The sequence below is a fragment of the Amycolatopsis sp. NPDC005961 genome (assembly GCF_040629235.1).
GTDB classification, from domain to species: Bacteria; Actinomycetota; Actinomycetes; order Mycobacteriales; family Pseudonocardiaceae; genus Amycolatopsis; species Amycolatopsis camponoti.
The window spans coordinates 60,758-82,588 of the sequence record NZ_JBEXVF010000013.1; the positions used below are offsets into that span (position 1 = coordinate 60,758).

23 protein-coding genes are annotated in these 21,831 nt (G+C 72.3%); 11 read left to right on the forward strand and 12 right to left on the reverse strand.

What is annotated here, in order from left to right:
• Position 1 precedes the first annotated feature (1 nt).
• From ABZ342_RS14600 to ABZ342_RS14610, 3 genes are read left to right on the forward strand one after another with little or no spacing between them, the layout of a single operon-like run.
• Positions 2 to 232: a hypothetical protein gene (locus tag ABZ342_RS14600; RefSeq protein WP_360472870.1), complete on the forward strand. Its 231-nt coding sequence runs from the start codon at positions 2 to 4 to the stop codon at positions 230 to 232.
• 5 nt (positions 233 to 237) lie between these two features.
• Positions 238 to 465 carry a hypothetical protein gene (locus ABZ342_RS14605; protein WP_360472873.1) on the forward strand — a complete coding sequence of 76 codons (228 nt, stop codon included), beginning with the start codon at positions 238 to 240 and terminating at the stop codon, positions 463 to 465.
• The gene (locus ABZ342_RS14610; protein WP_360472876.1) at positions 462 to 668 is read left to right on the forward strand and encodes a hypothetical protein; all 207 of its coding nucleotides are present in this window, start codon (positions 462 to 464) and stop codon (positions 666 to 668) included. The genes ABZ342_RS14605 and ABZ342_RS14610 overlap by 4 nt, the downstream gene beginning before the upstream one ends.
• Here the strand turns inward: ABZ342_RS14610 and ABZ342_RS14615 are convergent.
• On the reverse strand, positions 665 to 1,804 hold the full coding sequence (locus tag ABZ342_RS14615) for an acyl-CoA dehydrogenase family protein (RefSeq protein WP_360472879.1): 1,140 nt from the start codon (positions 1,802 to 1,804) through the stop codon (positions 665 to 667). The genes ABZ342_RS14610 and ABZ342_RS14615 overlap by 4 nt on opposite strands.
• 65 nt (positions 1,805 to 1,869) lie before the next feature.
• Between ABZ342_RS14615 and ABZ342_RS14620 the strand changes: the two genes are divergently transcribed.
• Positions 1,870 to 2,511: a helix-turn-helix domain-containing protein gene (locus ABZ342_RS14620; RefSeq protein ID WP_360472882.1), complete on the forward strand. Its 642-nt coding sequence runs from the start codon at positions 1,870 to 1,872 to the stop codon at positions 2,509 to 2,511.
• Between the two features lie 52 nt (positions 2,512 to 2,563).
• Here the strand turns inward: ABZ342_RS14620 and ABZ342_RS14625 are convergent, their stop codons facing one another.
• Positions 2,564 to 3,148, reverse strand: coding sequence for a hypothetical protein (locus tag ABZ342_RS14625; protein WP_360472885.1), 585 nt, complete (start codon positions 3,146 to 3,148; stop codon positions 2,564 to 2,566).
• 221 nt (positions 3,149 to 3,369) lie between these two features.
• Between ABZ342_RS14625 and ABZ342_RS14630 the strand changes: the two genes are divergently transcribed.
• Positions 3,370 to 3,657: an acylphosphatase gene (locus tag ABZ342_RS14630; protein ID WP_360472888.1), complete on the forward strand. Its 288-nt coding sequence runs from the start codon at positions 3,370 to 3,372 to the stop codon at positions 3,655 to 3,657.
• A 169-nt stretch (positions 3,658 to 3,826) separates the two neighbouring features.
• On the forward strand, positions 3,827 to 7,429 hold the full coding sequence (gene smc, locus ABZ342_RS14635) for a chromosome segregation protein SMC (protein WP_360472891.1): 3,603 nt from the start codon (positions 3,827 to 3,829) through the stop codon (positions 7,427 to 7,429).
• Between the two features lie 4 nt (positions 7,430 to 7,433).
• On the opposite strand, the gene ABZ342_RS14640 is transcribed toward smc, so the two are convergent.
• From ABZ342_RS14640 to ABZ342_RS14655, 4 genes are all read right to left on the reverse strand, one after another.
• Positions 7,434 to 7,658 (reverse strand): hypothetical protein, encoded by a 225-nt coding sequence (locus tag ABZ342_RS14640; protein ID WP_155545270.1) that lies wholly within the window; start codon positions 7,656 to 7,658, stop codon positions 7,434 to 7,436.
• Between the two features lie 57 nt (positions 7,659 to 7,715).
• The gene (locus tag ABZ342_RS14645; RefSeq protein ID WP_360472894.1) at positions 7,716 to 8,216 is read right to left on the reverse strand and encodes a DUF3455 domain-containing protein; all 501 of its coding nucleotides are present in this window, start codon (positions 8,214 to 8,216) and stop codon (positions 7,716 to 7,718) included.
• An 84-nt stretch (positions 8,217 to 8,300) separates the two neighbouring features.
• Positions 8,301 to 9,866, reverse strand: coding sequence for a sodium:solute symporter (locus ABZ342_RS14650; RefSeq protein WP_360472897.1), 1,566 nt, complete (start codon positions 9,864 to 9,866; stop codon positions 8,301 to 8,303).
• A 21-nt stretch (positions 9,867 to 9,887) separates the two neighbouring features.
• On the reverse strand, positions 9,888 to 11,096 hold the full coding sequence (locus tag ABZ342_RS14655) for an anhydro-N-acetylmuramic acid kinase (protein WP_360472900.1): 1,209 nt from the start codon (positions 11,094 to 11,096) through the stop codon (positions 9,888 to 9,890).
• Positions 11,097 to 11,236: 140 nt separating this feature from the next.
• Here ABZ342_RS14655 and ftsY point away from each other — a divergent pair, with 140 nt between their 5' ends.
• Entirely contained in the window at positions 11,237 to 12,502 is a 1,266-nt protein-coding gene (gene ftsY, locus ABZ342_RS14660) for a signal recognition particle-docking protein FtsY (RefSeq protein WP_360472902.1), read from the forward strand.
• On the opposite strand, the gene ABZ342_RS14665 is transcribed toward ftsY, so the two are convergent.
• Together ABZ342_RS14665 and ABZ342_RS14670 are read right to left on the reverse strand one after the other, a co-directional pair.
• Positions 12,499 to 13,302 (reverse strand): hypothetical protein, encoded by an 804-nt coding sequence (locus ABZ342_RS14665; protein WP_360472905.1) that lies wholly within the window; start codon positions 13,300 to 13,302, stop codon positions 12,499 to 12,501. The genes ftsY and ABZ342_RS14665 overlap by 4 nt on opposite strands.
• A gap of 39 nt (positions 13,303 to 13,341) precedes the next feature.
• Positions 13,342 to 13,812 carry a hypothetical protein gene (locus tag ABZ342_RS14670; RefSeq protein ID WP_155545275.1) on the reverse strand — a complete coding sequence of 157 codons (471 nt, stop codon included), beginning with the start codon at positions 13,810 to 13,812 and terminating at the stop codon, positions 13,342 to 13,344.
• Positions 13,813 to 13,959: 147 nt separating this feature from the next.
• Between ABZ342_RS14670 and ABZ342_RS14675 the strand changes: the two genes are divergently transcribed.
• Entirely contained in the window at positions 13,960 to 14,460 is a 501-nt protein-coding gene (locus ABZ342_RS14675) for a GNAT family protein (RefSeq protein ID WP_155545276.1), read from the forward strand.
• Here the strand turns inward: ABZ342_RS14675 and ABZ342_RS14680 are convergent.
• Positions 14,457 to 15,233, reverse strand: a complete 777-nt coding sequence (locus ABZ342_RS14680; RefSeq protein ID WP_360472908.1) for an IclR family transcriptional regulator — start codon at positions 15,231 to 15,233, stop codon at positions 14,457 to 14,459. The two genes, ABZ342_RS14675 and ABZ342_RS14680, sit on opposite strands and share 4 nt — an antisense overlap.
• Before the next feature lie 113 nt (positions 15,234 to 15,346).
• Between ABZ342_RS14680 and aceB the strand changes: the two genes are divergently transcribed.
• Both aceB and ABZ342_RS14690 read left to right on the forward strand, forming a co-directional pair.
• Entirely contained in the window at positions 15,347 to 16,924 is a 1,578-nt protein-coding gene (gene aceB, locus ABZ342_RS14685; protein WP_360472911.1) for a malate synthase A, read from the forward strand.
• Positions 16,924 to 18,111 (forward strand): aldolase, encoded by a 1,188-nt coding sequence (locus ABZ342_RS14690; protein ID WP_360472914.1) that lies wholly within the window; start codon positions 16,924 to 16,926, stop codon positions 18,109 to 18,111. Before aceB ends, ABZ342_RS14690 begins: the two co-directional genes overlap by 1 nt.
• 4 nt (positions 18,112 to 18,115) lie before the next feature.
• Here the strand turns inward: ABZ342_RS14690 and ABZ342_RS14695 are convergent, their stop codons facing one another.
• Positions 18,116 to 19,273, reverse strand: a complete 1,158-nt coding sequence (locus tag ABZ342_RS14695; RefSeq protein ID WP_360472917.1) for a DUF2786 domain-containing protein — start codon at positions 19,271 to 19,273, stop codon at positions 18,116 to 18,118.
• Between the two features lie 56 nt (positions 19,274 to 19,329).
• Here ABZ342_RS14695 and ABZ342_RS14700 point away from each other — a divergent pair, with 56 nt between their 5' ends.
• The gene (locus tag ABZ342_RS14700) at positions 19,330 to 19,656 is read left to right on the forward strand and encodes a DoxX family protein (RefSeq protein ID WP_360472920.1); all 327 of its coding nucleotides are present in this window, start codon (positions 19,330 to 19,332) and stop codon (positions 19,654 to 19,656) included.
• Between the two features lie 277 nt (positions 19,657 to 19,933).
• On the opposite strand, the gene ABZ342_RS14705 is transcribed toward ABZ342_RS14700, so the two are convergent.
• Positions 19,934 to 20,422: a MarR family transcriptional regulator gene (locus tag ABZ342_RS14705; RefSeq protein ID WP_360472923.1), complete on the reverse strand. Its 489-nt coding sequence runs from the start codon at positions 20,420 to 20,422 to the stop codon at positions 19,934 to 19,936.
• Positions 20,423 to 20,430: 8 nt separating this feature from the next.
• Positions 20,431 to 21,762: a PucR family transcriptional regulator gene (locus ABZ342_RS14710; protein WP_360472927.1), complete on the reverse strand. Its 1,332-nt coding sequence runs from the start codon at positions 21,760 to 21,762 to the stop codon at positions 20,431 to 20,433.
• Positions 21,763 to 21,831 lie beyond the last annotated feature (69 nt).

Sequence of the window (21,831 nt, forward strand, 5' to 3'; positions counted from 1 at the left end):
CATGGACGGGTCGAAGACGTGGCTGCTCGGCGGTGAGCGCATCCCGCCGGTGATCGTGCTGACGCTGGCGGTGGGGGCGACCTTCGGGGCGTTCGGCTGGATCCTCACGGCCTTCGACGGCGACGAGGTGGGCTGGGCGAGGTGGCTGCGCATCGCGGCCGCGGGCGCCGGAGTCCTGTTGACGGTGTACCTGTGGAGGTTGTTCGCCCACCGCCTCCGGCGCGACGGATAGTCCCGGTGACCGGGGGAAAGCGGCGCCCCGGCGGCCGCTTGCCCGCGAAAGCCGCACTGGGACTGGCGATCTGCTGGACGGTGTGCGCGCTGGGCTTCGGCTTGATCGCTTTCCTCGGGGGAGTGGAGCCGGGGTGGCGGGGGACGCTCCAGGTGGTGGTCGCAGCGGTCGGCGTGCTCGTGGCCGGGTGCTACTGGCTTCGGTACGCCCAGGCGAGCCGGAAGCGCGGATGAGCGAGCCGGAATCGCCGCGCCGCAGCCGGAAGGCGCGAGCGCTGGGGTTGCTCGTCCTGGTGGCGCTCGGTTACTTCGCGGGTGTGGGGGTGGCGGCTTTGTTCGGCCTCGAAGATCCGTGGACCCGCGGTGTCCTCGGGGCCGGGCCGGTGCTCGGAGCCGCCGCAGTGGAGGCGCTGCGGCGGCAAACCCCCAATGGCTAGAACCAGAAGGTCGGCTGCTCGATCCCGAACCGCAGCTTCGCGTACCGCTTCGAAGCCGCCGCCGAGAAGTAGATGTGCTGAGAAGCTGCGTGGAGGTCGCGGAAGCAGCGCTGCAGGGGCTGGTCCGCGTGCAGCGCCCCCGCGCCCGCGAAACCGAACGCCGTGGTCACCGCGCTCAGCGACGCCCGCATCGCCTGCTGGGTCGCCAGCAGGAACTGCCCCCGCGAAGCCACGTCCGGGACGTCGCCGGCGCACGCCGTCTCCCACAGCTCGCCGAGCGCGTCGAAGACGAACGCCCGTGCGGAGCGCAGCTGGCCTTCGGCACGGGTCAGGGCGACCTGGACGTCGCCGTCCTCGGCGATCGGGCCCGGGCCCGGCGGGCGGAACTTCGCCGGCGCGAACGTCGTGAACTCGTCCAGCGCCCGACGCGCGATGCCGAGCGGGACGCCCGCCATCATCGTGCCCACCAGGGTGAAGAACGGGAACCGCCACAGCGGCCCCTCGTGGCGCGCCGGGTTCGTGAACGGGGACGCGGTGTGCTCCGCGCGCACGACCGCCTCGATCTCGACGTCGTGGCTGCCGGTGCCGCACAGGCCGGTGACGTCCCAGTTGTCGAGCACCCGCACCCCGGCGGCGGGGACGAAGGCCAGCCGCCAGTCGCGGGGGTCGCCGTCGGCGAAGGCGCCGCCGAAGAACAGGTCCGCGTGCGGGCTGCCGCTGCAGAACGCCCAGCGTCCGGTGAGCCCGAATTTGCCGTCGCCATCGCTGGTCAGCCGGCCCATCGGCGCGAACACGCCACCGCCGATCGGGTCCGGGACGGCCGCGGTCAGCTCGGCCGCGGCGGCCGGATCGAGCCAGGCGAGGAACGCCGAGCCGTTGCCGATCATGATCGTCCAGCCGGCGGAGCCGTCCGCGCGGCAGAGCTCCTCGACCACTTCGACGATCTCGGCGGGCGGCAGCTCCAGTCCGCCGAGTGCCCGCGGTGTCGCGAGGCGGAAGAGCCCGGCGGCCCGCGCCCGCTCGACGAGGTCGCGCGGCAGCGTCCGCAGCTGTTCGGCTTCGACGGCCCGCGCGCTCAGCTCGGGCGCGAGCTCCCGCGCGGCGGTCACGGCGTCGGTGGTGGCTTGTCCCATCATGGTCAGCGCCCCCTCGGGGTGTCACGATAGATGGACGACTATTAGATAGAGGAGTCTCTACTCAAATGTCCGACCCTGTCAAGCGCCGGTACGACACGTCCCGGCGTCAGGAGCAGGCGCGGGAGAACCGCCGCCGGATCCTGACGGCGGCGTCGGGCCTCTTCCGCGAGAAGGGGTACGCGGGCACCGCGATGCCCGAGGTCGCGAAGGTCGCGGGGGTCGCGGTCCAGACCGTCTACAAGGCGTTCGCGAACAAGGCGACCCTGCTCAAGGCCGTCTTCGACGTCACCCTCGCCGGCGACGACGAGGACATCCCTATCGCCGGCCGCGACTTCATCGCCGCGATCCAGGCCGAGCCGGACGCCGCCCGGAAGATCGGGATGTACCTCGAGCACCTCGCCGCGGTGGCCCCGGCGGTGACGCCGGTGCAGCTGCTCGCCCGCGACGCGGCCGCCGCCGACCCCGCGGCCGCCGAGGTCTGGGCGCAGATGCGCCGCGAAACGCTGACGGCGATGACGTACTTCGCGGCGGACCTGCTCGCCACCGGACAGGTCAAGCCCGGGCTGGCCGCCGACGATGTCCGCGACGTCCTGTGGACCTACCACGGTCCGGAGCAGTACGAGCTGCTGTGCCTGGAGCGCGGGTGGCCGCCGGAGCGCTACGGGCAATTCCTGCGCGACGCGATCGTCGCCGCGGTCCTGGTCTAGACATGCCGGAGGCCACCGCCGCGGCGGTGGCCTCCGGGGGTTTCTCTTGTCGCTACTGCGCGTGCGTGGTGCTGCCGCCCGTCGTCGAGGACGTGCCGGTCCCGGTCGGCGACGGCGAACCCGCGGTGCTGGTCCCGCCTCCACCGGTCGTCGTGGTCGGCGGATCGGCCGTCGTGGTCGGCGGAGGAGTCGTCGACGTCGGCGGCTTCGGTGTCGTGCTGGTCGGCTTCGGCGTCGTCGAGGTCACCGGGGGCGGGTTGCCCGTGTCGTCGCGGGGCGGCGGGGGCGGGTCGGCGTGGGTGACCACCGTGGTCGTGGTCTTGCCGTCCGGGCTGACCGACACGACCGTGCTCGGCGCGATCGACGGGGCGGCCGGCGACGTCGGCGACGTCGGCGCGCCGACGGTCGACGGGCCCGCCGACGAGGGGGTGTTCGACGCCGTCTGCAGGCCGGCCTGCGAGGTGCCCTGGCCGCCGATGCCGCCGGGGCCGCCCGCGGTGGTGGCGGGGTCGGGGCCGGCGAGCTCGGCGACCGCGGCGAACGCGGTCGCGACGACCAGCCCGGCCACCCCGAGCACGACGTACCCGGTGCGGTTCGGTTTGCTGCTCTTCGGCGGGGCGGTGTCGATCCTGGTCACGTGCGAGCTCGATGCGGACCCGTCGGGGCGGGGCATTGCAGGCTCCTCGGGGGGTCGGGAGGCGCGGTGGGAGGTCGTGAATCGATCACTGCTTCCCCGGGCGGGGGAACCCGGGAGGACGACCTCGGCGGCGAGGCTATCACCGTCGGTGCCCTATTCGACCAGGTAGTGAGCCTGCGTGATCACTGTGCGCAGTCGATGTGTCCGGAAAGGATGAAAGCGTGAGTGAGCAACAAACGAACACACGATTGACGGCGTGGGTGCGCGGCCGGGTCCAGGGGGTCGGTTTCCGCTGGTGGACCCGCAGCAGGGCGCTCGAGCTCGGCCTGGTGGGCAGTGCCCGCAACATGCCCGACGGGCGTGTCGAGGTCATAGCGGAGGGTGATCGAGACCACTGTGAGCGGTTGCTGGCCGTCCTGCGGTCGGGAGAATCACCCGGAAGTGTGGAGACCGTCGTCGAGCGCTGGTCCGACCCGAAAGGGGGACTCAGCGGCTTCCTGGAACGCTGACGCGGGCCTTGGTACTTCCGGGGCGGGTGTGGCGCAGGAGGTTGCTGTGACCTCCGAGGATGTGCTAAGGCGCGCCGATGAGGGGGCGCGTCCGGCGGCCCGCGGGGACCCCCGGGTAGCCTGGGACGATTGAATCGCCAGTACCGGCAGCCAGAGGGGTCAGCACCCAGTGCACCTGAAAAGCCTGACGCTCAAGGGCTTCAAGTCCTTCGCCTCGGCCACCACGCTGCGCTTCGAGCCGGGCATCACCTGCGTGGTCGGGCCGAACGGCTCCGGCAAGTCCAACGTGCTGGACGCCCTGCGCTGGGTCATGGGCACCCAGGGCGCCAAGGACCTGCGCGGCGGCAAGATGGAGGACGTCATCTTCGCCGGCACCGCGGGCCGCGCCCCGCTCGGCCGCGCCGAGGTCACCCTCACCATCGACAACGCCGACGGCGCGCTCCCCATCGAGTACGCCGAGGTGTCGATCACCCGCCGGATGTTCCGCGACGGCGCCAGCGAGTACGAGATCAACGGCGACCGCTGCCGCCTGATGGACGTCCAGGAGCTGCTCTCGGACTCCGGCATCGGCCGCGAGATGCACGTCATCGTCGGGCAGGGCCAGCTCTCGGCGATCCTCGAATCCAAGCCCGAAGAGCGCCGCGCCTTCATCGAAGAGGCCGCCGGCGTCCTCAAGCACCGCAAGCGCAAGGAACAGACCCTGCGCAAGCTGGCCAACATGCAGGGCAACCTCGACCGCCTCGGCGACCTCACCACCGAGCTGCGCCGCCAGCTCAAGCCGCTGGGCAAGCAGGCCGAGATCGCCCGGCGGGCCCAGGCCGTCCAGTCCGAGCTGCGCGACTCCCGCCTGCGCCTGCTCGCCGACGACCTGGTCACCCAGCGCAGCGCGATCACCCGCGACGAGGCCGACGAGAAGACCGCCCGCCAGCGCCGCGCCGAGGTCGAGCAGACCCTCGAGATCGTCTCCGCCGAGGAGACCGAGCTGGAGTCGTCGCTCGCCGAGGACGCGCCGCTGCTGCAGACCGCCCAGGAGACCTGGTACAAGCTCTCCGCGCTGGCCGAGCGCCTTCGCGGCACCGTCCGGCTGGCCATCGAGCGGCAGCGCCACCTGTCGGCCGACGTCTCGACGTCGACCGGTGGCCGTGACCCCGAAGAGCTGCTCGAAGAGGCCGAGCGCGTCGCCGAGCAGGAAGAGGAGCTCAACGAGGCCGTCATGGAGGCCCGGGAGCTGCTCGCCCAGACCGTGCTGCGGCGCGAAGACCTCGAACAGCGCGTCCAGGCCGCCGAGCGCGCGCACTGGGCCGCCGTCCGCGCGATCGCCGACCGCCGCGAGGGCATGGCCAAGCTGACCGGCCAGGTCGAGGCGCTGCGCAGCAAGAACGGCGCCACCTCCGACGAGATCGACCGCCTCAGCGTCTCCCTCGAGGAGTCCGCGGAACGCGCGGAGATCGCCGTCGAAGAGCTCGAAGTGGCCAAGGCGGAAGGCGGCGTCGAGGAGTCCGACGATTCCGGCCTGATGGATCGCCACGACCGCGCGGTCGAGGCCAACAACGCGGCCAAGGCGCGTGTCGAAGAGCTGGTCAAGGCCGAACGCGCCGCCGAGCGCGAGATCGCGTCGGAGAAGGCCCGCGTCGAGGCGCTGTCGATGGGCCTGCGGCGCAAGGACGGCGCGGGCGCGCTGCTCGGCGCGTCCCACGAGCTGCCGGGCCTGCTCGGCTCGGTCGCCGCGCTGCTGACCGTCGAGCCCGGCTACGAGGTCGCGCTGGCCGCGGCGCTCGGCCCGGTGGCCGACGCGGTCGCCGTCGCCGGCGGCGAGGACGCCCTGCGCGCCCTGAAGTACTTGAAGGACACCGACTCCGGCCGCGCGGGCATCCTGCTCGGCGGGCCTGAGTCCACTGTGGACACGTACTCGTGGCCGTCGCTGCCGGACGGCGCGCGCTGGGCCCGCGAGGTCGTCACGGCGCCGGCGCAGCTGCGGCCCGCCGTCGAGCAGGCCCTCGACAAGCTCGCCCTGGTCCGCGACCTCGAGTCGGCGCGCCACCTGGTCGCCGTGCACCCGGAGGTCCGGGCGGTCACCGCCGAAGGCGACGTCTTCGGGTCCCGTTGGGCGATCGGCGGCTCGGGCAAGCGCGAGAGCGTCATCGAGGTCCAGGCGGCCGTCGACGAGGCCGGGGAGCGGCTGCGCACGGCCGAACGCTCGCTGGAGCGCTACGCGGCCGAGCTGGAAGGCGCCCGCGCCGAGCAGCAAGCGCGTCGCGAAGAGGTTTCCCAGGCCAAGGACGCCCTCGGCGAGGCCAAGGTGCGCAAGGCACGCTCGTCGGAGCGGCTCAGCCGGCTGCAGCAGGCGGCCCGCCAGGCCCAGGCCGAGGTCGAACGCTTCAGCGGCCAGCGCGCGAAGGTCGAGCAGAGCCGCGAGCAGGCCCTGGCCCAGCTCGCCGAGCTGGAGGAACGGCTCGCCGCCGTCGCCGAGCAGCCCGTCGAGGACGACCCGGACACCGCCGAGCGCGACGCCGCCGTCGAAGAGCTGGCCGTCGTCCGGCAGGAAGAGATGGAAGCGCGGCTCGCGCAGCGCACCGCCGAGGAGCGGGCGCGCAGCATCGCGGGCAAGGCCGAGGGCCTCCGCCGCGCCGCGCACGCCGAGCAGCAGGCCCGCGAACGCGCCGAGCGCGCCGCCGCGAACCGCAAGCGCGGCGCCGAGATCGCCAACGCCGTCGTCAACGGCGGCGAGATCGCCCTGGACCGCATCGAGCAGTCGGTCCAGCGCGCGGCCGCCGAGCGCGACCAGGTCCAGGCCCGCCGCCAGAGCCGCGAGGCCGCGCTGACCGGCGTCCGCGCCAAGGTCCGCGAGCTGACCGGCGAGCTGGAGAAGCTGACCGACGCCGTCCACCGCGACGAGGTCCTGCGCGCCGAGCAGCGGCTCCGGCTGGAGACCCTGGAAGCCAAGATCGCCGAGGACTTCGGCATCGGGCTCACGGAACTGGTGCAGGAGTACGGCCCGGACGTCCCGGTCCCGCCGAGCGCGGGCGAGATGGCCGAGTACGAGGCGGCCAAGGACCGCGGCGAGGACGTCACCCCGCCGCCGCCGATGCCCTACGACCGCGACACCCAGGCTCGCCGCGCCAAGCGCGCCGAGAAGGACTTGTCGTTGCTGGGCAAGGTGAACCCGCTGGCCCTCGAGGAGTTCGCGGCGCTGGAGGAGCGGTACAAGTTCCTCTCCACGCAGCTGGAGGACCTCAAGGACACCCGCAAGGACCTCGAGGCGGTCATCAAGCAGGTCGACGAGAAGATCCTCGAGGTCTTCGCCGGGGCGTACGCGGACGTGGCCCGCGAGTTCGAGACGGTGTTCAGCGTGCTGTTCCCCGGCGGCGAGGGCCGGATGGTCCTGACCGAGCCGGACGACCTGCTGAGCACCGGCGTCGACGTCGAAGCGCGCCCGCCGGGCAAGAAGGTCAAGCGGCTTTCGCTGCTCTCCGGTGGCGAGAAGTCGCTGGTCGCGGTGGGCATGCTGGTCGCGATCTTCCGCGCCCGGCCGTCACCCTTCTACGTGATGGACGAGGTCGAGGCCGCGCTGGACGACACCAACATGCGCCGGCTGATCGGGCTCCTGGAGCAGCTGCGCGACTCGTCACAGCTGATCATCATCACCCACCAGAAGCCGACGATGGAGATCGCCGACGCGCTCTACGGCGTGAGCATGCAGGGCGACGGCATCACGAAGGTGATCTCGCAGCGCCTGCGCACGGCCGATGACGAGCCGGTCGCGGTCGGCTGACGCGTCACATGTCGTCTTCGCGCGGCGCGCGGCGGTCGTCGCCCCGCACGCGCGGCTCGTAGGTGCTCAGGTCGTTGCCGACGCTGCCGGCGTCGCCGATGTTCGGGCGCCGCCCGCCGGGCCGGAGCATGCCGTGCTTGACCCCGCGCTTGCGGTCGAGCCGGTCCATGACCAGTCCGATGACGAGCAGCACGGCGAGGACCACGCCGATGCCGATGAAGAACCCCATGTGAGACCCCCTCTCCCGCTCCCAGGTTACGGGAGCGGGAGAGGGGGTCACATCCCCTTAGTCGGCGACCCAGAAGGCGTAGTCGGCCGAGTAGCGGGCCGCGGTCTGCGCGCCGTCGGTGCAGGTCCCGGCCGGGGCGAGGCCGCCGCGCGTGTTCAGGCGCTGGACGTAGGTCACCTTGCCGAAGATCCCGTCACCCGTGTTCAGGTTCGCCTTGAGCAGCACCTCCGGGATCGCGCCGTCCCGCGGGGAGGTGGCCACCGCGGCCGCGCCGACGGTACTGCCGTCCACAATGGACGTCCACACCGGACCCTTGCTGTGCAGGGCCACCGGCCTGCCGTGTTTCGACAGCACCGCCGCGGGCTGGATCAGCGTCCACGCGCCCGCGGTGCACCCGTAGATCTGCACGCCCTCGGCCGGGAACGTCGCCAGCGCGTGGTTGCCGGCCGGGACCTTGATCGCGTCCGGCACCTTCGGGCCCGCCGGGCTGGCCGAAGCCGTCGCCGCGCCGCCGGCCAGCAGGGCGCCGATCGCGAGCGCCACCGTCATCCGCTTCATGAACCCACCTTCGATTCCTCCCGCCGCTTCTCGGCGGGCTCCCGCACCTCGACACGGGAGCCCGCCGGAAACGGTTCAAAAGGATCAGGCGGCGGGAACCTCTTCCGCTTCACCGACCGCGTTGGCCTCGGCCGCCTTCGGGTCCGGCGTCCGGTGCCGCAGCGAAAGCAACCCGCCCACGACCAGCGTGATCACCACGCCCAGCAGCGTGTACCAGGGGTAGGCGAGAGCCACGCGGTCGCCGGCCGCCTTCGAGAAGTCGATCCCGATGAACCCGCCGGTCTTCGCGCTGAACTTCACCCCGAGGATCACGAACGCCATCACCACGACCGTGGCGACGAACGCGATGATCGCGTCCAGCTGCCGGGCCTTCTTGATCAGCAGGCCGAGCAGGAACGACCCGAGCAGCGCGCCGTAGGTGTACCCGGTGATGGCCAGGCCCAGCTCGATCACCGAGTTCTTCGTGGTGGAGAACAGCGACGCGAAGAGCGCGAACACGACCGCCCAGATCAGCGTCCACATGCGGCCGTGCTGGAGCAGCTTCGAATCCTCCGGCGAGCGCTTGGTGAACCGCTGGTAGAGGTCGGCCACGGTCGACGTCGAAAGGGCGTTGAGCGCCGAAGCCAAAGCGCCCATGGTCGACGCGAGCACGCCCGCGATGAGCAGGCCCGAGACGCCGACCGGCAGGTCGTCGATGATGAACCGCGAGAACACGTCGTCCGGGCTCTGCAGGCCGAGCTGCGCGACCGACTTGCGGCCGTCGAACACCCACAGCATCGCCCCGACCAGCAGGAACAGCGCGAACTGGATGGTGACGATGATGCCACTGCCGATGAGCGCCTTCTGGCCGTCGCGCAGGCTGCGCGTGGCCATCAGCCGCTGCGCGATCAGCTGGTCGGCACCGTGCGAGGCCATGGACAGCGCCGCGCCGCCGAGCACCGCCGTGATGAAGGCGTACGGGCTGGTCAGCAGGTTCTTCGAGAAGTCGACGAGCATGAACTTGCCGTCGTCGGACGCCTGGCTCATCCAGTCACCCGGCAGCTTGTTCAGCAGCACGATCGCGGCCACCGCCGCGCCGCCGAGGTAGAGCGTGAGCTGGATGACGTCGACCCACACGACGGCCTTGATCCCGCCGATGTAGGCGTAGATCAGCGTCAGCGCGGTCAGGATCACCACGATCACCCAGTAGTCCAGGTGGATGTTGTAGTGCCCGAGGATCACCTTGATCGGGATCGCGCCGGCGAACAGGCGGACACCTTCGGCGAGCAGCCGCGTGATCACGAACGTCACCGACGCGGTGCCCTGCAGCCCGGACCCGAACCGCTTGCCCAGGAACGCGTACGCGCTCACGAGGTTGCCCTTGAAGTACCGCGGCAGCAGCACGAACGCGGCGATCGTCCGGCCGATGATGTAGCCGAAAGCCAGCTGCAGGAACAGGAACGCGTTGCCGAAGACGAGACCCGGCGTGCTGATCACGGTGAGCGTCGAGGTCTCCGTGGCCACCACGGACAGCATCACCGCACCCCACGGGAGGCTGCGCTCGCCGACGAAGTAGTCGGCCGCCGACCGTTGCTTGCGGCCGACGAGCACGCCTATCAGCGGCATCGCCGCCAGGTAGACCACGATGATGGCGAGGTCAACACCGCGCATGGACTTCTCCTACTGTCATCTTCATCCGGCCTTCTCCGCGACTCGCAACCGCGTCACGGTGCCCCCCAGCGGGGCGGGAAGGTTCAGGGGCCCGGCGCCCGGGACGAGCGCGCCGAGCAGGCGCGGCCCGCGGGCACCGGTCGCGGACGGCACCGTACCGGGCACGCCGCACCAGGTGAGCCAGCCGAGCAGCGCGGTGAGGTACGCCTCCTTGCCGGCGCCGGGCAGGCCGAGGTCGTCGCTGGTCTTCAGCACGGCTTCCGGCAGGTTCCGCGCCAGCGCCGTCATCACGGCCGGGTTCGCGACGCCGCCACCGGAGGCGACGACCGTCGTGACGCCGTGGCGCCGGCACTCGCCGGCGACGCTCACCGCGGTGAGCTCCGTCAGCGTCGCCAGGAGGTCACCGGGGTCGACCGGCGGCAGCCCGGCGAGGGCGGCGTCGAGGTAGGGCGCGTTGAAGTACTCCTTGCCGGTGGACTTCGGCGGCGCGGCGGCGAAGTACGGGTCGTCGAGCAGCCGGGCGAGCAGGTCGGAGCGCACCGAACCGCCGAGCGCGAGCCGGCCGTCGACGTCGCTGCGCTGCCCGGTGACGCGGTGGGCCGCGACGTCGAGCAGCGCGTTGGCGGGCCCGGTGTCGTAGGCGATCGCCGGTTCGCCGTCGGTCACGACGGTGATGTTCGCGATGCCACCAAGGTTGAGCGCGGCGACCGGGCGACCGGCGTCCTGGGCGAGACCGCGCAGCCACAGCTGGTCGAACGTGCTCGCCAGGGGCGCGCCGTGGCCGCCCGCGGCGACGTCCCGGGCCCGCAGGTCGGCCAGGACCGGCAGCCCGGTGCGCTCGGCGATCCAGGCGGGCTGGCCGAGCTGCAGCGTGCCGTGGACGTGGCCGTCCTCGACCCAGTGGAACACCGTCTGGCCCAGCGACGCGACGAGGTCCGCGGTGCCGCCGGCGAGTTCTTCGGCACCACGCACGGCCGCGTCGGCGAACGCCTGGCCGACGCCGGTGTCGAGCCGCGTCAGCTCGCCGGCGGTGCAGGGGTTCGGCGGCAACGCGGCGAGCAGGCCCTCGCGCAGCGGTTCGGGGTAGGGGACGTCGAGCTCGCCGAGCGGGGTGAGGACCACCGTGCCGTCCTCGGCGTGCAGGTCGGCGGCGGCCACGTCGATGCCGTCGACCGAGGTGCCCGAAATGAGCCCGATCACCCGGAAGCTGTGGCTCGCGCTTTTCCCCATCCGGAGGGGTTTAGTGCAGGGTCTCCGGTGGCGCAACCCCACATCGTGAAGTCTTGGCCCAATCGGGACCTACGTCGTTATGAATTGCCTGTGCGGGCGGGGTGTCCGGGACGCCGCGGTGCGGATGAAAGGATGGGGCGGTGTCGAGCACCTGGTTCTTGTTCGTAGTCCTCGCTGTCGTCGTGCTGGTCGCCCTCCTGGTGACCGGCCTGCTGGTCGCGCGCCGGCGCCGGATCACCCTGGACGCCAAGCGGGAGGTCGAGGAGAAGCCGAAGGGCGGCTCCTACGCGGCCAGCGGGGGCATCGCGCTCGCGCCCGGCGGGACCGAGGTCGAGCACCCCGTCGAGGACCGGCCGGAGACCGAGGGGCAGCCCGCGGTGGGCGACGACGCGGCGGTGCCGCGCGACTCGGCGCAGCGCACGGTGCGCGACGTCAAGCTCCCCGAAGAGCCCGCCCCGGTGGCCGAGGAGATCGACCCCGCGACCGGCCGCCTCGAGCGGCTGCGCGGCCGGCTGTCGAAGTCGCGGTCGGTGTTCGGGACGAGCCTGCTGGGCCTGCTCGGCGCCGGTGACCTGGACGAGGACTCCTGGCAGGACGTCGAAGACACGCTGCTGATGGCCGACCTGGGCGCGGCCACCACGACCCAGATCGTCGAGCGGCTGCGCGACGAGCTGTCCCGGCGCGCGATCCGCTCGTCGGCCGAGGCGCGCGAGGTGCTGCACGAGGTGCTGACGGCGCAGCTGTCGACCGACAGCGAGCGCGCGGTGCGGGCGCTGCCGCACATCGTCGACGGCAAGAAGCAGCCCGCGGTGGTCCTGGTGGCGGGCGTCAACGGCACGGGCAAGACGACGACCACGGGCAAGCTCGCCCGGGTTCTCGTGGCCCAGGACAAGACGGTGGTGCTGGGCGCGGCGGACACGTTCCGCGCGGCGGCGGCCGACCAGCTCCAGACGTGGGCCGAGCGCGTGGGCGCGGAGGTCGTCCGCGGCAAGGAAGGCGCGGACCCGGCGGCGGTGGCGTTCGACGCGGTGAAGCGCGGCATCGACACCGGGGTCGACGCGGTCCTGGTCGACACGGCGGGCCGGCTCCACACGAAGACGGGCCTGATGGACGAGCTGGGCAAGGTCAAGCGCGTCGTCGAGAAGCAGGCGAAGGTCGACGAGGTCCTGCTGGTCCTCGACGCGACGACGGGCCAGAACGGCCTGATGCAGGCGCGGGTGTTCGCCGAGCTCATCGACGTGACGGGGATCGTCCTGACGAAGCTGGACGGCACCGCCAAGGGCGGCATCGTGTTCCAGGTCCAGCGCGAGCTGGGCGTGCCGGTGAAGCTGGTCGGGCTCGGCGAGGGCCCGGACGACCTGGCGCCGTTCGAGCCGGGTGCCTTCGTGGACGCCCTGCTCGGCTAGGTGATCGGTTTCCCGCTCGACCACTCGTACACGGTCTCGCCCAGTGTCACCGCGGAATGGTGGAACTGGCACAGCCCGTTCTTGCCGTGAACGCGGGCCCGGGCGGTGCAGCGGGGGCCGAGGTCGGAAGCCGCGGCTCGGCACTGCGGGGCCGCACCGGTTTTCGCCTGGGCGAGCAGTCGCGAAACCGCCTCTCGTCGCGCCTGGAGTTCCGGTGCGGCCGTGAGCTGCCGGGGAGGGGCGGCCGCCTTCGGTGGCGCCGGCCGGAAGGGGCCGGAGCCGTCGGGCATCTGCAGCCCGAGCCGCTCGAGCAGCTCCGTCGTCGGCTCGGTGGTCTCGATGGTCAGCTGGTCGGTGTCGGTGCCGGCCACCCAGTGGCGGACCGCGCCGACGCCGCGCAGCACCGGTTTGCCGCGGAGATCCTCCGGAGGATCGAGCACCAGGGCGCCGATCAGGTAGTCGCCGCGGTGCAGCGTCAGGTGCGCGGTCTCGCCGAGCACCATCGGCACCGTCGTGCCCGACGTCCGCTCGCCGGCCGGCGGGGTCGGCTGGAAGGTCAGCAGCACCCACTGCCTGCTCGACGGCTCGTGCCGCACGTCGATGTCGATGTCGCTGGTCACGTTCCCGAGCAGGTGCCGGGTGGGCGCGGCCGGCGTCTCGGGAACGACGACCGTCTTCCGCCGCGAGTCGCCGAACCGGTCGGTGAGCCGGTCCACGCCCTTCTCGACGAGCTGGCCGACGATGACGTCGGCCGCCTTCTGACCCAGCCAGGCGAGCGGCGCCGCGAACAGTTCGAGCATTCCTCCCCCTCCGGAACCCGGACCCCGATTTTACCGGGGTCAGAGCCGGAAGAGCGGTGTCCCGTCCGCCTTGCGCAGGCCCAGCTGCAGCAGCACCGGCGCCGTCGGGCGGTTCGCCGGGATGAGGCACGGGGACGTCCGGTGAGCCGCCACGGTCAGCCGCGACCAGCCGATGCCCTGCAGGGTGCGGCGGCGCGGGTCGACCACCATCGCCGCGCCGAAGTAGTCGCCGCCCGGGACCGCGATGCGGGCCGTGTTCCCCAGGACGACCGAGAACACCGTGCCCGTGCGGCTGCCGTTCTCCTGCAGCGTCAGGATCACCGGCGTGCGCCCCTTCGCGGCGGCGTGGTGCCGCACGGTGATTTCGACCGTCCCCGCCGCGGTCTTGGGCGGGCGTGGCCACGCGGGCGTCGGCGGCGAGCCGTCGAGCGCGCGGTCGACCAGGCGGTCCAGCAGGTTCGAAGCGGCACCCTGTGCGAGCCAGGTCAGAGCGCCGGTGTGCGTGTCCATGCGGCCTCCGGCGATATTCAGGTGACGGGCGCCCGCGCGACGGCGCACACTCCCGGCATGCCCGGTTGACGCAGCGCGCTTTTCGCCCGTGCCCCTCCTCGTAACAGACGCCCCGAAGCCGTCATTCGCTACGAGAGAGGACCCATCATGACCGTCATCACCGGCGAACGGGTGCGGTTGCGCCCGATCGTCGCAGCGGACCGCGCCCGTTTGCGCGAGATCCTGGCCACCCCGGAGGTGGCCCGCTGGTGGGGCGACCCCGACCACGAGACCGAAGGCCTGTACACCGTCGAGGACGGGTTCACGTGCTACGCCATCGAACTCGACGGCGTGGTCGTCGGGCTGATCCAGAGCTGTGAGGAACTCGACCCGCAGTACAAGCACGCGGGCATCGACATCTCGGTGCACCCGGGCTTCCACGGCCGCGGCGTCGGCACGGACGCCCTGCGCGCCCTGGCCCGCCACCTGCTGGAGCAGGGGCACCACCGCCTGACGATCGACCCGGCGGCGTCCAATGAGACGGCGATCCGGGTGTACACGAAGGTGGGGTTCCGCCCGGTCGGCCTGCTGCGCGACTACGAGCGCGCCCCGGACGGCACCTGGCACGACGGCCTGCTCATGGACCTGCTGAAGGGTGAGCTGACCTAGACCGTGACGGTCGCCTGGGAGAGGCTCGCGCCCAGGGCGTCCGCCACCCGCTGCACCGCCGGGGCGATGTGCGCCACCGCCTCGGCGGTCAGCCGCCCGGACGGCCCGGACACCGACACCGCGGCCGGCACCGGCGCGCCCGGCACCGCCACCGCGACGCACCGGACGCCCAGCTCCTGCTCCGCTTCGTCGAGCGCGTACCCCTGCGAAGCGATCCGGGCCAGCTCGACGGCCAGGGCATCCGCGTCGGTGAACGTGTGCTCGGTGTACGCCGGCATGCCGGTCCGCTCCAGCAGCGAGCGCACGTCGGACTCCGGCAGGTGGGCCAGCATCGCCTTGCCCACCCCGGTGCCGTGCGGCAGCAGCCGCCGGCCGACCTCGGTGAACATCCGCATCGAGTGCTTCGAGGGCACCTGGGCCACGTACACGACCTCGTCGCGCTCCAGGACCGCAAGGTTCGCCGTCTCGCCGACCTCCTCGACCAGCTCCGCCAGCAACGGTCGCGCCCACGCGCCGAACTGCATGCTCGCGTTCTCGCCCAGCCGGATCAGCCGCGCGCCCAGCGCGTACCGGCGGTTCGTGTTCTGCCGGACGTACCCCAGGTCGACCAGGGTGCGGATGAGCCGGTGGATCGTCGGCATCGGCAGCCCGGACAGCGTCGCGAGCTCCGAGAGGCTGGCCTCCCCGCCGGTGTCGGCGAGGTGTTCCAGCAGCTCGAAGGCGCGCTGCAGGGACTGGACGCCGCCGTCGCGCCCGTTCTTCTCCGCTGCCACCGGTGGCCCTCCTTACGTCGGCGTTGAGGTTCCGCTATGCAGAAACTATAGTCCGGCTGGTAGAAAACCGTAGGGCCGTTATCCAAAGATCCGAACCTTCGAGGTGTTTCCCCATGTCTTCTGAAGTCCAGGTGCTGGGCGAGCCGGTCGAGCGCGGCGACGAGATCCTCACCCCGGAAGCGCTCGACTTCCTCGCCGGCCTGCACGACGCGTTCGCCGGCCGTCGCGACGAGCTGCTCCAGGCGCGGAGCAAGCGTCGCGAGGAGGCCCGGACCACCGGCAGGCTCGACTTCCTGCCGGAGACGAAGGAGATCCGCGACGGCGACTGGCAGGTCGCCGCCGCCCCGCCCGCGCTGCGGGACCGCCGCGTCGAGATCACCGGGCCGACCAGCCGCAAGATGACCATCAACGCGCTCAACTCCGGCGCGAAGGTCTGGCTCGCCGACCTCGAGGACGCCAACACGCCGCACTGGGCGAACGTCGTGTCCGGCCAGGTCAACCTGTACGACGCCGTCCGCGAGACGATCTCGCTGGAGAGCGGCGGCAAGAGCTACGCGCTCAAGGAAGACGTCGAGCACGCCACGATCGTGGTCCGCCCGCGTGGCTGGCACCTGCCCGAGCGCGGGCTGTCCTTCGGCCGCCGCGAAGCGGTCGGCGCGCTCGTCGACTTCGGCCTGTACTTCTTCCACAACGCGGCGGAGCTGCTGAAGCGCGGCAAGGGTCCGTACTTCTACCTGCCGAAGATGGAGAGCCACCTCGAAGCGCGGCTCTGGAACGACGTCTTCACCCACTCGGAGAAGGCGCTCGGCATCGAGCACGGCACCGTCCGGGCGACCGTGCTGATCGAGACCATCCCGGCCGCGTTCGAGATGGAGGAGATCCTCTACGAGCTGCGCGAGCACGCGTCGGGCCTCAACGCGGGCCGCTGGGACTACCTGTTCAGCGTGATCAAGTACTTCCGCGACGCGGGCGAGAAGTTCGTGCTGCCGGACCGCAACTCCGTCACCATGACCGCGCCGTTCATGCGCGCCTACACCGAGCTGCTGGTGCGCACCTGCCACAAGCGCGGCGCGTTCGCGATCGGCGGCATGGCCGCGTTCATCCCGAGCAAGGACCCCGAGGTCAACAAGGGTGCCTTCGAGAAGGTCCACGCGGACAAGTCCCGCGAGGCCGGCGACGGCTTCGACGGCTCCTGGGTCGCGCACCCGGGCATGGTCGAGCTCTGCAAGGAGGAGTTCGACAAGGTCCTCGGCGACGAGCCGAACCAGCTCGGGCGCACCCGCGACGAGGTGAGCGTCACCGCCGACCAGTTGCTGGACGTCGCCTCGACGCCGGGCGGCGCGACGGCGGGCGGCCTGCGCGCCGCGGTCGACGTGGGCGTCCGCTACATCGCGTCCTGGCTGAGCGGCAACGGCGCGGCGGCGATCCACAACCTGATGGAGGACGCGGCCACGGCGGAGATCTCGCGGTCGCAGATCTGGCAGTGGGTCAAGAACGGGACCACGCTGGACACCGGCGACGTCGTGACGTCGGAGCTGGTGCGCGGCGTGCTGGCCGACGTCCGCGGCGAGCTCGCCCGCGAGCTGCCCGCCGACCGGCTGCTGCCGGCGATCGAGCTGTTCGAGCAGGTCGCGCTGGCCGACGAGTTCCCCGACTTCCTGACGCTGCCCGCCTACGAGCGGATCAAGTAGTGCGTCTTCCCGAAGACGTCTACGACGCCGCCGACGCGCGCTTGGCCGAGGCCGACGCGCGCGTCGCGGCGTCGTACCCGGGGGAGCGGCCGGGACGCCAGCCGGTGCACACGGTCTACGTCCCCGCGTCGCAGTACCGGACTCGCCTGGTCGCCGACTGGGGCAAGCGGGCGATGCGCGTCTTCATCGAGCACGCCGAGCTTCTGGGCGTCGAGGACGCCGTGTACGAACGCGTCCGCGCGAAGCTGCTGACCGAGCCGATCGAGGACCTGCGGATCGACTTCGAGGACGGCTTCGGCCGCGTGCCCGACGACGTCGAGGACGCGGCCGCGCGGGCGGCGGGCCAGACCCTGGCCACCACCGGCGGGACGCCGTTCTGCGGCATCCGCTTCAAGAGCTTCGAAGCGGCGACGCGCCGGCGGGGCATCCGCACCCTCGACCTGTTCCTGGGTGCGCTGCTCGAGAACGGGCCGCTGCCGCCGGGGTTCGTCGTCACGCTGCCGAAGGTGACGGCGGTCGAGCAGGTGGCGGTGGCCGCGGAAGTCCTGGCGCGCTTGGAAACCGCGTACGGGCTCGCCGAGGGGACCCTGCGGTTCGAGGTCCAGGTCGAGACGGCCCAGTCCATTGTGGACCTCGACGGGACCCTCTCCGTGGCGCGGATCGTGCGGGCCGCGGCGGGCCGGTGCTCGGGCCTGCACTACGGAACGTACGACTACAGCGCGGGCCTGGGCATCGCGGCGGCGTACCAGAGCATGGAGCACCCGGCGGCCGACCTGGCCAAGGGCCTGATGCAGGTCGCGGCGGCGGGCACCGGCGTCCGGCTGTCGGACGGGTCGACCAACAAGCTCCCGATCGGGGACGCGCTCCCGGACGCGTGGGCCGAGCACCTCAGGCTGGTCCGTCGGTCGCTGGAACGGGGCTTCTACCAGGGCTGGGACCTGCACCCGCACCAGCTGCCGACGCGCTTCGCGGCGACGTACGCGTTCTACCGCTCGGGCTTTGCCACCGCCGGGGAGCGGCTGCGGGCGTACGCGGACAAGCGGGCCGGGGGAGTCCTGGACGAGCCGGCGACGGCGCAGGCGCTGGCGGTGTACCTGCTGCGGGGCCTCGACTGCGGGGCGCTGGACGAGAGCGAGCTGCCGTTCGGGCGGCCCGAGCTGGAGAAGTACGCGCTGCGGCTCGCGTGAGGGGTCACTCACCGAGCCGGGCGCGGTCGGCGGCCTCGCGGCCCGCGCCCCAGCCTTCGTGGCTGCGCACGGTCACCGATTTGTGCACCACCTCGGGGAAGAGCTTGGTGAAGGCCGACTCCACGGCCCGTTCGTGCGACGCCAGCACCGGCAGCAGCCGGTCCGGGTCCGCCGACTTCGCGATCGTCGCCGCGGCGGCCTGGTCGAGGCGCTCGCCGATCCGGGTCGCGTAGGAGACCAGGAACGACTTCCGGAACGCCCGGTCCCGGCCGGCCGGGTCGGCGATCATCGCCCGCGTCGCCTGGACGAGCAGGGACGTCGTCAGCAGCGCGACGGCGTCCAGGTCGTCCTCGTCGCCGACGACGGTGACGAAGTCCCAGCGCGAGTCGTAGACGGCCCGGCAGCGGTTCGCCGTCGCGACCACGTGGACCAGCAGCGACTTGGCGTCGGCGTACGGGGTGTCGAGCCAGATCCGGCGGGACGCGGGCACGTCGGGCCCGGCGTCGGCGGCCTCGACCAGCACGCGGTCGAGGGCGTAGCGGGTCATGAGCTCCTGCGCCTTCGCCGAAAGGGCTTCGGCCTCCTCCGGGAACGAGCTGGACTCGGCCTTGGCCAGCAGCGCGCGGACCCGGCTCAGCTTCTTCTCGTCGACGTGGTGTGCCGGGCGGTCCGGCGTCGCGGTTCCGGGCGGGGTCAGGACCGGCAAGGTCATCAGGAAGCCGAGGGCCTCGATCACGGAGGTCAGCGCTTCGGCCGGGGTCAGGATGTGCTTCGCCGTCCACTGCGGCAGGTGCGGTTCGGACGCCGTCCACCAGCGGACGGCACCCTCGTCGCGCTGCCCGTCGTACGCGGCCAGGGTGTCGAGCACGAAGGACCGGGCGAAGTCGTCGACCCGTCGCCGTGCCGCCTGGTCGAGGTCTTCGGGCAGCCAGCCGCTCCGGCAGGCACGCGAGATCAGGAGGTGCCCGGCCTGGCGGGCACCTTCGGCCGCCTCGGCCGGCAGCTCGAGGTCCGGCGCCAGCCGGTGCGCACGCTTCCCGGCCGCGCCGCGGACTCCCCGCGCGGTCTCGGAGGCGGCGGCCAGCAGGGCATCGCCGAACTCTTCGGCGGTCCGGGGCCGCGCGGTCTCTTCGGCCGGAGCACGGCGCTTCTGCTTGCCCACGGACCGAGTGTGCCCCAGCCCGGTCACCTTCCCGGCGGCCGCCCCGTCGGGAAGGCATGCACACCGCCGTCGTCATCATCGTGATCGTCCTGAACGCCGGAATCGGCGTCGCCGACCTGTTCAAGGCGCCGTTCGTCCTGGCCACCTCGCAAGCGGTCGACGTCCCGCCGAGCCGGCTGCCCCTGCTGGGCACGCTCAAGCTCGCCGGCGCGGCGGGTCTGCTCGCCGGCCTGCTGGGGTTCGAGCCGCTGGGCGTGGCCGCCGCGGTCGGCTTGGTCCTCTTCTACGCCGGTGCGATCGTCGCGCACCTGAAAGCCGGCAAGCTCGCCACCGGCGCCGCCCCGCTGGTCTTCCTCGGGCTGGCCGCGGCGACGCTGCTCTAACGCAGCCGCGGGAGGGCGTCGCGCGCGGAGTGGCTGAGTCGGGCTTGGTGCTGTCGTCGACGGCGCCGGCGCGACCATGCCGGACATGGTCGGTGGTGTCGGCGACACGCAGGATGAGTTTGGCGAGCAAGCGCCGGATCTCCGGTGGCGTGAACCCGATCATGCCCGCCTCGGCGGCACTGGTTCCCCTTTCGCGACAAGCGATCGCGAGACGGCGAGTGGCGAGGTCCGGAGCAGACGATGATCTACTACGACACCGCTAACCGCCGTCGCGGTGCTAACGCAGCCGCGGGAGGGCGTCGCGCGCGGAGTGGCTCAACGTTCGCAGGTCCTCGGCGAACCGGTCGCGGTGGTCCGGCGGCAACGGCCGGAAGAACAGCTGCTCGATGTTCTCGACGTGCAGCCGGCTCGCTCGCACCGTGGTCTCCTCGCCCAGCGGAGTCAGCCGCACGAGCTGGACGCGCCGGTCGTGCGGGGACGCCGTCCGCGTCACCAGGCCGAGCGACTCCATCCGGTCGACCAGCCGGGTCGCCCCGCCCGTCGTGAGCACCTGCTCCTGCGCGATCGCGCGCATGGTCAGCCCGTCCGCGCCGGTGCGGCCCACGATCAGCAGCACCTCGTACATCAGGTGCGTGATTCCGCATTCGCGTTCCAGGGCCCGCCCGAGCAGGTACTCCAGCCGGTTCGCCGCCCCCTGCAGCCGCCCGAAGGCCAGCACGCGGGGGTCGTACGCCGCCTGCCGGGCCGAAGTGATTTCGGGTTCCACGTCGCCCATCATCCTGCCTGGTCGCCGGCGCGCAACGCGAGGTAGACGTCGAGCTGGTCGGTGAACTCGGTCAGGTCCGCGCCGAGCAGCTCGCCCGCCCGGCCGATGCGGTAGCGCAGCGTGTTGACGTGGACGTGCAGCGCCTTCGCCGCCCGCGTCGGCGAGCCCGAGCATTCCAGGAACACCCGCACCGTGTGCACCAGGTCCGTGTGCTGCTCCGCGTCGTACTCGAGCAGCGGTCCGAGCACCCGGCGGCGAAGCGCCGCGCGGAGCCTGTCCGGGGCTCCGGCCAGCAGCAGTTCGTGCGCGTCCACCTCGCCGGCCGGCACGACCACGACGCGTCCCGTCCGGCGGGCCGCCACGGCCAGCGCGTAACCCGCGACCTCACGTGCCTCCTCGCGGGGCGCGGGATCGCTGACGCCACACAGGATCCGCGAGGCCCGCAGCAGCGGTTCCACAGTGGACAGTTCGGCCGGTGACGGCGACGAGGTGGTCGCCGCGAAGGAAGTGTCCCCTGTGGACTTGAGCAGGAGCCCGTCCGGCAGCAGCTCGCGCAGGACGTCCCGGCTCTCGTCGCTGCCTTCGGTCCGCAACGCGACGACGCGCGCTTCGCCGGGCAACTCGGGTTCGGGGTCGGCCATGCGGGCCCGGGTGACCCCCACGAGCCCGGAAAGCTCCTCGGCCAGCTCGGCCTGCGCCGTGCTCAGGGGACCGCCGACGGCGATCAGCCACGGCACGGCGTGCCGCCCCTCGACCGGGACCACCGTCAGCGACCCGGACTCCTTCGCCGCGTACCGGCGGACGACGTCCGGCGCCGGCACCGGGAGCGGCGCCGCCCCGGCGACCACCCGGCCGAGCCCCGACAGCACCCAGCACGGCAGCCCGAGCTCCGCCGACGCGCTCTCGAGCAACGTCTCCACGGGCGCGTCCGCGGCGGCCTGCAAACGTTTGCGCGCGCTCTCCGACGCAGCCGCGAGCGCCAGCACCACCTGCTCGGTGATCACCGAGAACGACAGGTCGGTGGGCACTTCCAGCAGCGGGATCCGGTGCCGTTCGCAGGCCTCGACGACCTCGGCGGGGATGCCGCCGGAGTCGGCGCCGGACGCGGCCAGCGCCGCGGCGCCCGCCCTGGCCAGCGCGGCCACGAACGGCTCGGCGTCACCCGGGCGCCGCCACCAGAGCAGGCCGGACAGCACCAGCTCGCCCGCCGACAGGTACCGTCCGGGATCGGGCAGCTCCGTGACGTAGATGCGCGTCACCGGCCGGTCGAGCAGGTCGGCCCCGGCCAGCGGGCGCAGCCGCAGCCCCGGCAGGCCCAGCAGAGTTTTCACGGTCGTCATGAGGGTTGTAGGAAAGCACAAACGACCCGGGTTTCGCTCCTGTGCGTTTCATGGTCGGTGCCGTTGCCG